The sequence below is a fragment of the Gimesia alba genome, assembly GCF_007744675.1.
Taxonomy (GTDB): Bacteria; Planctomycetota; Planctomycetia; order Planctomycetales; family Planctomycetaceae; genus Gimesia; species Gimesia alba.
The window spans coordinates 1,491,982-1,504,441 of record NZ_CP036269.1; the positions used below are offsets into that span (position 1 = coordinate 1,491,982).

7 protein-coding genes are annotated in these 12,460 nt (G+C 48.8%); all 7 read right to left on the reverse strand.

From position 1 onward, the window contains the following. Positions 1 to 9: 9 nt before the first annotated feature. A complete protein-coding gene (locus Pan241w_RS05875; RefSeq protein ID WP_145212343.1) occupies positions 10 to 1,146 on the reverse strand; it encodes a hypothetical protein in 1,137 nt (378 codons plus the stop codon). Between the two features lie 40 nt (positions 1,147 to 1,186). Continuing rightward, positions 1,187 to 2,941 carry a coiled-coil domain-containing protein gene (locus Pan241w_RS05880; protein ID WP_145212346.1) on the reverse strand — a complete coding sequence of 585 codons (1,755 nt, stop codon included), beginning with the start codon at positions 2,939 to 2,941 and terminating at the stop codon, positions 1,187 to 1,189. Positions 2,942 to 3,155: 214 nt separating this feature from the next. After that, positions 3,156 to 5,636 (reverse strand): hypothetical protein, encoded by a 2,481-nt coding sequence (locus tag Pan241w_RS05885; protein ID WP_145212349.1) that lies wholly within the window; start codon positions 5,634 to 5,636, stop codon positions 3,156 to 3,158. Positions 5,637 to 5,700: 64 nt separating this feature from the next. Next, positions 5,701 to 8,157: a hypothetical protein gene (locus tag Pan241w_RS05890; protein ID WP_232107368.1), complete on the reverse strand. Its 2,457-nt coding sequence runs from the start codon at positions 8,155 to 8,157 to the stop codon at positions 5,701 to 5,703. Then, positions 8,154 to 10,421 (reverse strand): BatA domain-containing protein, encoded by a 2,268-nt coding sequence (locus Pan241w_RS05895; RefSeq protein WP_145212352.1) that lies wholly within the window; start codon positions 10,419 to 10,421, stop codon positions 8,154 to 8,156. The genes Pan241w_RS05890 and Pan241w_RS05895 overlap by 4 nt, the downstream gene beginning before the upstream one ends. A 64-nt stretch (positions 10,422 to 10,485) precedes the next feature. Continuing rightward, entirely contained in the window at positions 10,486 to 11,373 is an 888-nt protein-coding gene (locus Pan241w_RS05900; protein WP_145223220.1) for a DUF58 domain-containing protein, read from the reverse strand. Beyond that, positions 11,363 to 12,439 carry an AAA family ATPase gene (locus Pan241w_RS05905; protein WP_145212355.1) on the reverse strand — a complete coding sequence of 359 codons (1,077 nt, stop codon included), beginning with the start codon at positions 12,437 to 12,439 and terminating at the stop codon, positions 11,363 to 11,365. The genes Pan241w_RS05900 and Pan241w_RS05905 overlap by 11 nt, the downstream gene beginning before the upstream one ends. Between the last annotated feature and the right edge of the window lie 21 nt (positions 12,440 to 12,460).

Consider the following 12,460-nt stretch of genomic DNA (forward strand, 5'->3'; position numbering starts at 1 on the left):
AGAAGAAATCTATTTATTGGTATTTGCTTTTTGGGTTGCCAGCTTTTTGAAATACTTTTCAATGGCTTTGCGATAGTGTGAAGGAAAATTACGATTGATAATATTTTTTGCCGAAGCTTGTTTTTTAGGGGGAAGTTGTCCCCAGCCACCATTGTTGGATAATTTTTTCTTATCAACTTCGCCTGGTGCGACCTGACCTTTCACACGGCTCTCATCTGCTCCTCCCTCAGGCGAACTCGAGCTGCCTGCCCCGGCTCCTGAAGACGAGCTATTTTTGGCCTGGTCTTCCATTTTTTTGATCAATTTGTCCAGAGAGGCGATGATTTCATCTTCGACCTTCTGAACTTTTTTACCGGAGTTTCCGAGATCGAGCCTGCGTTCAACATCACTCATCTTCCGCGAAATCTCGTCCAGGCTTTCCTCTTTCAGGGTTTCAAGATCCGCCTGCATCAGGACTGCCACCTGTCGATAGCGTTCCGGTACGCTTTCGGTGTAGTTCAGCAACTGGTCCAGAGTTTTTCCACAAGATTTCTTCTGTAATAAATGATGCTCGCAGGCTGCTTTAAAAAACAGATAACCGGCGGGGTCGATAAGTGTGTTTGGCTTGATGGAGTTAAAGATGGTCAGAGCACGATCAACCATTCGAAACTGGGTTAGGTTGCGTGCGACATAATAGCGAACATTCGCCAGATAAATCGTATCTGCGTCTCCTTCAACTAATAAGGGAGGACTGGAAAGCTGAGGGAGTCGATCAGAAAGCTGGTAATCTTTCAGTAACTGTTTTGCTTCCGGTTTCACGTTTGAAAACACTTCTAATGCCAGATTCAGTTTTTCTTCTGCAGAAATTGGGGACTCCAATTTCGCCAGTAGATTAGCGATCATCTTTAACTGGGTCGGGTTTTTGACCTTTTGTTCGGCAACCCAGCTTTGCAATTGCAGTTTGAGATCAACCCTCGATGGTGCCGCCAGTATTTCAACCGGTTCCGCTTTTTTTACAGCTGGCTCTTTGAGCGGGATTGGGACTGGGATCGGCTCCTGTGCGAACACAGAAGCAGACAGTGCACAAACAAAAACAATCACCGTGAACCGTTGCAAAAGGCATTCGACGACTGCTTTTTTCTGAATCGATGGGAACCAATGTTTCATGTCAGTTTGTGACCTTTTAAGGATTCTTCAATCGAAATGATTATTTATTCTTACCTGTCGCCAGAATGTAAGTTGCGTTTTGAATCCGCGTCTGACGATTTGAAAGTTGTTGTAGTTGTTGAAAAATCTCTGCCTGGTTAGCGTCTTTTTCCAAAGCCAGCTTTTCAATCCGGCGGGTTCGTTTATTCACACGGAGTTGCAACGAACGCAGCATTTTAATTTCTGCCAGCATGTCAATCAAAGCTTGATCCTGGGGAGAGCCTTGTTGCTGTTGTTGCTGCTGCTGTTTCTTTTCTTCGTCTGATTTTTCCATTTCTTTCTGCAGGGCTTCGATCATTTCTTCGAGTGCACTAATGATATCTTTTTCGATTTCCTGAGTCAGTTCGCCGACCTGTGTTCGATTCAAACGATACGCGACCGTTTGCACATCTTCCCGGACTTCTGATAATGCTTCACTGAACGCCACCGACGATCCTTCGTCTTTGATCAATAAAATTGCTTTTTCGATTTCCAGACCGAGCAGGCTTTCTTCTCGTGATAGCTGAACGGCTCTGGCGGTGTGTCGGCTGGTTCGTTCTTTTTCGGGAACCTGGCCGATCGTAAGTGTCCCAGCATAGACACGTTTTTGTTGTGCCAGAATTTTCTGCAGTCGGGCTTCCATTGCCGCTAGCATCAGTTCACGCTCTTCTTCGCGAAGCTGCCGCAGCATTTCTTCCAGTTTTTCCTTGGCTTCTGCCAGTTTCTGAATGGCATCGTCCTGGTGTTTGGAAGCGGCTTCTTTCTGTTTTTTCTCCAGCTCCTCAATTGCTTTTTCCATCTCTTTTCGGGCCTGCTCGATTTCCTCACGCCCGGGAGTTTTCTGCTCCTGTTTCTGGGACTGCTGGTTTTGCCCTTCCTGAGACTGGCTTTGTTGTGCCTGTTGTTGTTGAGACTGCTGCTGTTGCTGAGACTGTTGACTCTGCTGGGAGGACTTCTGCTCGGGAGACCCTTTCTGATTGGGGTCGGACTTACCATCTTGTGGAGTCTTGCCTTTCGATTCAGAGTCTTTTGATTTTTCGGATTCGGATTTCGAATCTGATTTCCCGTTTTTTGATTTTTGTTCCTGTTCGTTTTCTTTGCTGTCTGTTTTCTTATCCGACTTCTTATCGGTGGATTTCCCCTGTTGATCTTGTTCAGATTTCTGAGAATCGTTCTTTTCGGCATCCTGTTGATCGATTTTATCAATCAGTTTCTCAGCGTTCTGTGCTGTCTGTTTTTGCTTTTCTTTCAAGTCTGCAGGGTTACCACCTCGTTCCGTAGCCGCTCTGACATCCCGTTCCTGACCGATCAGTCGATTGACGTCTTTGAGCAGATCCTGAATGCGTTTTTTCTCTTTTTCGACTTCACTCATGCGGTCTTCACTTTGAAGCAACGCGAGGAGGTCCTGCATATTTTTGACCAGGTTTTCCTGACGCTCTACCGCATCACCCAATTGCCCTTTTTCCAGCATTTGTAACACTTGCTGCATTTCTACGGTCATCTGGTTTTGTTTACTCTGGCCGAATGCGCGAAACAGCAGGTCTGCACGGGCAGGATCAGTTTTTTTCATATACTCTCCCAGATCGTGGAGAGTCGATTCGAATCGTTTGAACTGTTGCGAAATCGCTTCCTGCTTATCAGTGAGATTGCGATCCTGGCCATTGGTATTGCTGGCTTTGGGCTGTGGATCCTGATTCTGAGCACTGACGAGATGAGGGCAGAGCAAGCCGCTGATCAAAGCGATCAGCAGAACGGCGGTCCGAGGACGATTCAACATGAGTGGTGCTCCTGCCAAAGATTCCATATTGTTCTCAGAATTGATGAAGGTGGGTAAAGGTAAGATGAGTGTCCCTCTGATGATTAAGCGCGCAGAGAAAAAGCCATCGGTCCTATTATATCAAGTATTTGACTCTGTTCGAAGTGTGTTTTTGTGTTCAACTGTCAAGGTGCGGAGAATCACTTCAAGTAGAGATAATTTAGCTCGAGCGGGATTACTCCAGTCCCAGCCCTTTAAGACGGTCCAAAAGCTTGTTTTTGCGAAACTTTTTTGTTTCTTCTGCGAGCTCTTTTTCTCGTTCGATTAAATTTTTCAACATTTCGATCGCTTCGTGAAACTCTAATAAATCCTGCATTTCATTGAGGACACTCTTCATCCGGACCAGCATCGCGTCCAGAAGTTCAATGCTGGCCTGTATTTCTGGTAGAGGATCACTACCCTTTTCCATTGCCAGACGGTACAAACCCAGACGCTGATCAACGTCGGGAAAGTCTTGCTCATGGATGGTCGTGAGTGGCTTGAGAATTTTGTCATCGATCCGCCCCATAATCTGTGCGGTGGCTACGCCATTATTGACCAGTTCTTCCCGAATGTCATAGAAGGATTCGACAATCGAAGCGGTTTCGGTCGCGTTTTTTCGTGTTCCATATAATGAGCGGTCAGCCGAGACGGCTACTGCGTTTTGAATTTCCGTCAACGTTTCAGACCAGCGGGGATCAGTCTGTCCCTGTTTCTGCTTTTCTCTGATGGTCTGTGCTTGCTTTAACTGTTCTACTCGCTGCGCAAGATCATCGCGTGTCTGGGAGACTTCTTTATAAATCTGTTCGAATCGTTTTCGCAGATTCAGTTCTTTAGAGTATAGAATCGAAAGTAATTCTTCATCGGTCACAATTTCGAAGTGATAGGTTTCGCCGTGGACCTGATGAGGCCCACTCAGGTTGTCGGCGTCTTCCGCCTGAACAGTGAGGCTGACTTTCTGTCCTACTTTCAAATCGAGTGGCAGGACTTCAAAACGTTCCCAGACTTCGTCGTCACTGCGTTGCAGAGTAAACTCTTTGGGTCGGTCGGATGGTTTTTTACGGAAAGGGCGCGGCCTGAAGTTCTTGTCCTGATCGACAAGAAAATCAAAACGGGCGGCCTGAATTCCGTAGTCATCGGTGATCATACCTTCGATGGGGATCGTGGCTTTACGAGTAATCGATTTACCAATGCCCGTCAGTCGGGTGTCGACTTTGGGAGGTTGATCAACAATGCCGTTTATGATCAGCCTGATGGGTTCTGTGACCAGTAAACCGTCGGCATCTTCCAGGTAGATCCGAATCGGTTGGTCTGCTACTAAGGGAATGGACTGGGGAAGGGGGGCAGCGTTTGAAGTAACCTCTTCCTGATTTTCCGACACGAGTTTGAAGGGAATTCGAAAAGTGCGGCCATCGGTGTCTCGCATCTGGTTCAGGAGTTGCGGCGTCAATGCGATTTGCTGTACGATTTCTCCCTCAGGATTTTTCCATGCCAGGAAGTTTTCGGCGGCCGTCGTTGCATCTTCTGCAGCTTGTTCTAACTGTAGATTGAATCGATCGGTCTCGAAGGAAAAACGCGTGATCGGTTTGTTGGCGGTTGAGACCATTTCAAATTCAGAGTTGACGGGTAAAGAAATTTGTGTTCCCTGTACTGTATGCAGATCTGGAATCCGCTGGCCCGTTTCGGTATCGGTTTGATTCAGACCGGTATATTCCGGGTAAAGACAAGCCAGTTGAATTTGATCCAAAACGGGTGTTTCAACGATTTCGACCAGATAGGGTTCGGGGTTGGTAAAGTCATTTCCGGAGACCCAGATCTGTATGCTATCCAGCAGATCTGTAATGGTATGTTTGAATCGTCCTTCACCCATCCGCGACATGACAGTGCGGCCTCCGCCCCGTCCATTTTGCATGCGGTAGGTTAGTTGCACACGTTCCGGGATCTTTTTGCCGTCTACGGTTTCGACAAGCAGCGTTAGATCGGTTCCCAGGCCATGTTTGTAGGTCTGGTTATGAAATTCTTTGATGCGGTCGCCCGGTTGTGCGATGACTTTCACAATCAGGCCGGTTTCCCGATTCCAGTAGTCACTGCGGAGTTCCAGATATCCTTTAGCCCAGCGCGCCATCGCAGGCTGATTGATAATCGCCAGAGTCAGAATTGAGATCGTCAGCGCAAACGCAAAGAAAAAGGCACGTCTTAAGGGGCGCTTATCGAATACGTCTTCCAGCGGAAGGTCCCGACTGCCCTCGGCGACATCATGGACGGTTCGTTCGAGCATGGCACGTGTGAGCGCATTTTGAGGTTCGTGTGTTTCATGCAGTTCAATTGCCGTCGCCAGGCGGTCATTTAATTCAGGGAAACGTCGTTCCAGCACCAATGCCAACGCTTTCCGTCTCATTTTTTTCATGAGCCGAAAGAGGAGAAAACTGGCAGCCAACGCCAGAATGACGGCGAGAGAAATCAGCACAAATGAGGCACGAAACCAGACGGGTAACTCGAGATGGCTGAGTTGAAAGTACGCCCAGTCAACCAGGAAACTGGCCCAGAAAATCACGCCGATGACAGCCAACAGTCTGGCTGTTCCTTCCAACAGGATATATCTGCGGATTTTTCCTCGCAACCGGTTGAGTAGCTCGGTGATTTCCTGAGGTATGGTTGATTGAGAAGGTTTGCTCATGTACTTGTTTCACACTGTGGATATAAGGGGCAGTGATCTTTTCTCTTCATATGTATTCAAAATATTATGACAATTTAAACAGTTTTCGGGTCAGCCATTCCGTTGCTAATAAACCAGCTAACAGGAAGAAGACCCATGCCTGATCCCAGAGAGTTTTCAGACGTTCATCAACGAGAAACTCTTCTCCCAAATCGGGCAGGAGTGAGGGGATTTTTTCCGCTTCATCAATGGCAAGGTAAGCCCCACCGGTATCGCGGGAGAGTTCTTTGAGGCCTTTGACATTCTGGCTCAACGACTCATCTTCCAGTCGCGGGAGTAACACTGTCAGGTTACCTTCGACAATCTGACCTTTGGAATTGGGAACGGTGAGTTCGAAACGATACTTACCGGGCAGACTGGCACGGAAACTGGCGACATATTCTCCCGGACGATTGCGATCATGCATTAATAACAGGTTGGGAACCAGCGGTCTGCCGCGGGGGTCGATGACTTCCATGGGGACCGATTCCTGAATCAATGGCTTAAATTCCGGGTTCAGTAAGCGGACGCGTACGGAAACAGTCTGGCCGAGCAGATATTCATCCCGTTCGAGAATCAGGGTGCCTCGTTTTGTGCCCCGTTTCGTACGACCTTGTCCGACATAGCGGATGAGCTTGGTCCAGAAACGGTCATAATAGTCTTCTTCAATGGACCGTAATCGCCAGATTTCAGGACTACCCAGATAAAAGGAGCGGCCTTCACCATAATACTGCGAAGCCATCAAGATCGAGAAGCCGAACTCTGTCTGTGTTTTGGGATCGGGGAAATGCGAATAGACGGTGGCAGCTGCCTTAGGTCCATTGGTCGGGTAGCAGCGATAGATGCCAGGAAAGTTTTCCCACAGTTCTTTGGATGTCGCGGGGTCATCTGTCAGCATCAGGAAGCCGGCATCGAGACCAGCTTGAGTCCATTCGATCCGACGGATTTGCGTTGCTTCCTGATCCAGATAGTCACGGACAAAGGAATTGATGGAAACGGGATACAGGTCGAGGATGGGTTGATAGCGTTCCGCATCCTGCGCAAGCCGGGGTGTATAAACATCGCCGGCAACCAGCACGATTCCCCCGCCACCTGTAGCGACCCATTCATTCAACGTCAGCATCTGTTCTGGTGAGAGCAGTTCCCAGTTGACGTCAAATGCCAGGATCACATCATATTCAAACAGATCTGCCCGATCGGGGAATTCGTATAACAGTTTGTCGGCGTCCTGCGAGACACCCGGCGGCGCTGTTTGCAGCCAGACATCGGACTTGATCGAAGGGTGGCGATAGAGCATGGTGCGAGCGAAACGGTAATCTCGCATCGGTCCCCCCGCGATCACCAGCACACGTGTGGGACGACTAAATACATTTACGCTATGTTCCAGCTCATTGTCCATCGCGTTGGCATCCTGCGCCAGTTGATTGCCGCGCACCCGAACTAGATAGCTGATCTCTCCTTCTTCGCTGGGTGTGCGTTCAAATTTGACATCGATGGGGAGCCCATCTTCTGTCGGCAATAAGATATCACGGGATTCCACGACGGTTGGTTGTGCTTCACCTTCGATTTTTTTCAGGAGTTCCAGGGTGATGTTTTTTCCAGGCATGCCTACTGCTTGCAGTAGAGCTGTAATTTCAAACGCATCTCCAAATTGCACGTCAGTGGGGGCGATGATTTTCGAAATTTGTACGTTAGCAGGTTTGGTGGGGCTGCCTACGCCGAGTGTGATGAGGCGTACTTTAGAGTCTTTCGCCGTTTCATTGGCAGAGAGTAAATCGGTGCCTGCATTCGAAGCTCCGTCAGTGGCAATGATGATTCCAGAGAGTGTTGAACCATTGATTTCGCGGATGAGCTGCCCCAGTAATTCTCCTAATCGGGTCTCTAGCCCCTGTGGTTGCAAGAGACTGTTCCAGTCGACCGGAATTTCGGGTTTCGTTTCGATATCAGGAGATGGAATCGCCGCTGATTCCTCTGATACTTGTTCACGTTGAAATACGTGGTGTGGGCCGGTTAAAGCTTTATCGAAAGTGTATATGCTGACCTGATGTTTTTTTTGCAGGTCTTTAATCAGCGGTGAATCGGCCAGCAGTTTTTCCACAACCTGCATGCGGCTGGGCACATTTTGACTTGCAGGCGAACTGGCGTTAACCGGAGCCTGTTGATTGGGATGTCGCATCGAAAGCGATGTGTCGACGAGCACGGCCACGCGTGAAGGACGAAACGACATTTTTTGTGTTCGTTCGTGTGGATTGAAGACGATCACAATCAAGGCAGCGAAGACACACAGTCGTAATCCCGTCAGCCAGCAACGCCAGAACAGGGGTAATTGAACTGAATCTTTCCAAACGGTCCGGAACGAAAGTGCCAGTACGAGTCCCAGGCATCCCAGCAGTAGCAGCCATCCCCAGCCTGAATCGGGCGTATCGTATTCGATCGAACGAAACGAGGTCGTTTCGCCGGCGGCCAGGATCAGGGAATTGGAGATCGTAGAAAACAAGTTCATGCGGCTGCACTCGCCATCTTGGGATGATAACTTAATCGATACGCGAGTAACTGTTCACAAATCAATAACAGGAACAGAATCACTAAAATGGAATTGGTAATTTCCCGGCCCGCTTCCTGCCCTTGAATCCACTGGAATTCGCCGGGTTCCTGGATCTGAATGAGCGGGGAATTCCCGGTCTCATTCCGGAGTTCATCTGAAGTAGCCAGGGTCAGGTTACTTTCCGAGACGGGAAAATTAAACGCATACATTTGTGGTTCGACGGTCTGGTCCTGACGTTTCAATTGCACGGAATACACGCCGGGTTGATCCGTTTCGCGAAACACGGTGATTAACTTCAATGAATCATTTTCAGAGGCTTCGTCTGCCTGTCCGGGGGTGGCCTTTAACCGCACGGTTCGTTCTCCCTGAGCGATTGGTGTTTGAATTTCGATTTCATCGGAAAACGAAGCCGCATCGAGAGAAAATTCGATCGGTTGACCGACGATTTCAGCCTGATCATGCGAGCGAGATTGGACCAGATATTTTTGTAGTTCCAGTTGGAAGACAATAAAGCTTGGATTGAGCGCCCAGGAATTCCACGGTTCACCTGCATTCGACATGACTGGCCCCGCTGAAGTCAGGCAGGTAATGATGCGGCCTTTACCCAGGCGGTGTTCAATGATAAACGGGGCCTGGTTTCGGAGCGTTGCGATGACATTAACGCCCGAGGCATTGGCGGCTTCAGTCTGGAGCCACTTTTCTGAAAGGGGAAAGTATCTCGAAATCGTGACCGCTTCAATCAATGGGTTGTCCTGGCCGGCAAACACGGAAAACAGAGGGTGATCACTAACCTGCATATCGACCATTGTGTTTGTTTCTCGAGCAGGAAGATCTCGCGGAGAGACTTCCAGTGGCGCAGGAAACAGGCCTTTTCCTTCTTTGTATAACTTGTCGTTATAGAATGCGGTTTGAATCGAAGGACCTGCAAACCAGATTAAACCTCCGCCGTCTTCAACAAATGTTTCTAATGCGGCCACCGCATCCAGGGGCAACTCAGCCACGTTCAGCAAATAAATGTTTTTGTACTGACTTAAAGGATGCCGTCTCAAATAATCGATGCTCTCCACGGAGGGGGCAAAGCCTGTAGTTGAGGCGTCAGGCGCGATCGCGGTTTGGATATACATCCACTCGTTACCCGAGGGGTTGCCGTCGATGATCAATACCGGATTAGACGGTTTTACGTCAACCGCCAGAAAGCGGGCGTTATCGCCGTCCAGGGCATCGTTTGTCAGACTGACGTTGATTTGGTGCAGATTTGGTTGATTGAACACGACATCAAAATCCTGCGAAATTTCGCTGCCAGCTTCGATCTTGTCAAAGACAATACTCATTGGAAGTTTATTGTGATCGACGAACGCTGCCACGCGCACATCCTGAGCGACCTGGTCGCCAAAATTCTTGATGCTGACCCGCAGGCGGAGTGGTACATCTACGGCTGCGACTTCTGTTGCTCCTGACAGTTCTGTAATCGCCAGGTTCGGTTGGGAGTCGGGAACGGTTTTGACCAGATTGATCGCGGTATCATTTTTGCTCAATTTTTCGATCGTGTCTGCAACCCCTTTTTTCTCCTGCCAATCCGACTTTCGGAAGTCAGAGATCAGGTGCAGCGTTTTGATCACAGCCCGGTCTTCATTCAGGAGGTCTGCCGCTGCTTCCAGACCCTGATTCAGATCCAGGCTTTGATGTGAGCAGGACAGATTGGTCAGCTTGGCGTCCAGTTCGTTGATTAATTCTTCGTTGATGTCTCTTTGAAGGAACAGTGGGGCATCGGCGCGTGAGAGTACGATCAGTGACATTTTTTCTGTGTTAGGACGATTCGTGCCCTCTGCAGCGATTTTCCGAATGACCTGCAGACCTTCATTAAAGGCACTCTGTTCTCCCCAGACATTTTGCATTGAGCCGCTGTCATCGAGCACAATCACATGATGCGATTTGGCGCCATGGAACATGGATAACTGGTTCGGATCCAGAATCAGCCGCGCAATGAGCAGTAACAGGCAGATAATCAGCAGAATTCGCAGTAACAGCAGCAGCAGTTGTTCCAGCAGAACGCGTCGTTGGTTGGTCTGCTGGCTCTGCAACAGAAACTCCATCGCTGCAAAATGAACCCGCTTGTATTGGAACCGGTTAATTAAATGAATGATGATGGGCGCAGCAACCATCGCGGCACCGGTATAGACCAGTGCGGAATTCACAAAATGTTGAGTTAACCAGGCTTCCATAAGTTGTCGTGTCAGTTCATTCTGTTGGGGTTATGATGAAAAGAATTCAGTCGATGATCTCGATTTACTGGCGAATCGATTGCTGCATGCCGATCCGATGGTTCAGATAATGAGCCAATGCCGCATCGAGGTACTCGCTGGTTCTGATCGTTTGATAATCAAATTTATTTTTGGCACAACGCCTTCTGATTTCATTTAAAAACTCATGCATGGCAGTCAGATAACCTTCGCGTAAGGAGCGGGGATCACAGACTAGTTCGCCCGTTTCTTCCATGCCTTCAAAACGGGTTGTTCCCGCATAATCAAAATCGAGTTCCTGATCGTCCAGAATATGCAGTAACATGATGTCGTGGCCGCGATACTGCAGGAGACGTAAACCTTTGAACAAGCTTTCCCGATTGACGAATAAATCGGAAATAAGGATTATCGTACCTTTTTGGGATCGCGTTTCGGCGACTTCTTTTAATACGTCAAAAATGTCAGTTTTTTGAGCAGGTTTTTCTGTTGCCAGCGCAGTGAGCAGGGCATTGAGATGATTTCGTTTACTTAAGGCGGGAACGCGGGAACGAATGGCATCATCAAAGGTAATCAAACCGACGGCGTCCTGCTGTTTCAGTAACAGATAAGCCAGCGCTGCTGCCGCCGTACAACCGTATTCGTATTTGTTGAGTGGCCCGGTTCCGAATTGCATTGATTCGCTGACGTCCACCAGCAGGGTTGTTCTTAAGTTCGTATCTTCTTCGTATTGCTTGATGTAATACTTGTCCGTTTTCGACCAGACCTTCCAGTCGATGTTGCGCACATCATCGCCGGGTGCGTACTCGCGGTGTTGAGCAAATTCCACCGATTGGCCAAAAAAAGGACTACGGTGCAATCCGGATAAGAACCCTTCGACAATCGAACGTGCCCGAATTTCGAGTCGTGAAATTCGGGAAATTGCTTCAGGCAGCAAAAATTTTCTGTAATCTTGGGTCACTGGTCAGTTCGCCTTCCTTAGACGGAGTCTCTTCAATCAATCGCTCAATCACACGGTCTGAAGTAATGCCTTCAGACTCTGCAGAGAAGTTCGTTACGATGCGATGTCGTAACACGGGGGCGGCCAGAGCGCTGATATCATCCGTAGAGACGTGAGCATGACCATTGAGTAACGCTCGTGTTTTTCCACCTAGTAACAGGTTTTGGACTGCGCGAGGGCCTGCGCCCCAGCTCAACCATTCATTGATAAATTCAGGAGTCCCCGGTTCATTGACGCGAGTTTGTCTGACGAGAGCCAGTGCGTAATCAATCACGTGGTCCGAAACAGGCACCTGACGCACGATTTTTTGAATTTCCAGTACATCGACGGCGTTCAAAACGTGTTCGATTTTCTGGTTTGTATCGGACGTGGTTTTGCGAGCGATTTCCCGTTCTTCCTGGAACGATGGATATCGCACGTAAACTTTAAACATGAACCGGTCCTGCTGGGCTTCCGGCAGAGAGTAGGTCCCTTCCTGCTCGATCGGGTTTTGCGTTGCCAGTACAAAAAAGGGATCGCTCAGCAGGTGCCGTGTCTGCCCGACACTGACTTGATGCTCCTGCATTGCTTCCAGCAAAGCGGCCTGTGTTTTGGGAGGCGTTCGGTTAATTTCATCCGCCAGAACCACGTTATGAAATAAAGGACCGGGGATGAAACGGAATTCTCGTTCTCCCGTTTCACGATTTTCCTGTAATACGTCGGTTCCTGTAATATCAGCGGGCATCAGGTCGGGGGTAAACTGAATGCGGCTAAACGACATCGAAAGTGTTTGGGCCAGCGAGCTGATCATCAGCGTTTTGGCAAGCCCTGGAACTCCTTCTAGTAAACAGTGACCACGACTGAATAGTGCGATCAAGAGCTGCTCAATGACATCATCCTGACCCACAATGACTTTCGACATCTGACCGTGGATCTGCTGATAGGCATTACTCAGCTTATCAATTGATTCCTGAGTGATTTCAAGCTCAGGAGATCCGGTTACATCATGATTCTCTTCCGACATCCGTTTTCACACCTTTCTACA

Bases quoted from the DNA above. Each gene is read 5' to 3' on its own strand.
- Pan241w_RS05875 (WP_145212343.1), bottom strand. From the start codon at position 1,146: ATGAAACATTGGTTCCCATCGATTCAGAAAAAAGCAGTCGTCGAATGC.
- Pan241w_RS05880 (WP_145212346.1), bottom strand. From the start codon at position 2,941: ATGTTGAATCGTCCTCGGACCGCCGTTCTGCTGATCGCTTTGATCAGC.
- Pan241w_RS05885 (WP_145212349.1), bottom strand. From the start codon at position 5,636: ATGAGCAAACCTTCTCAATCAACCATACCTCAGGAAATCACCGAGCTA.
- Pan241w_RS05890 (WP_232107368.1), bottom strand. From the start codon at position 8,157: ATGAACTTGTTTTCTACGATCTCCAATTCCCTGATCCTGGCCGCCGGC.
- Pan241w_RS05895 (WP_145212352.1), bottom strand. From the start codon at position 10,421: ATGGAAGCCTGGTTAACTCAACATTTTGTGAATTCCGCACTGGTCTAT.
- Pan241w_RS05905 (WP_145212355.1), bottom strand. From the start codon at position 12,439: ATGTCGGAAGAGAATCATGATGTAACCGGATCTCCTGAGCTTGAAATC.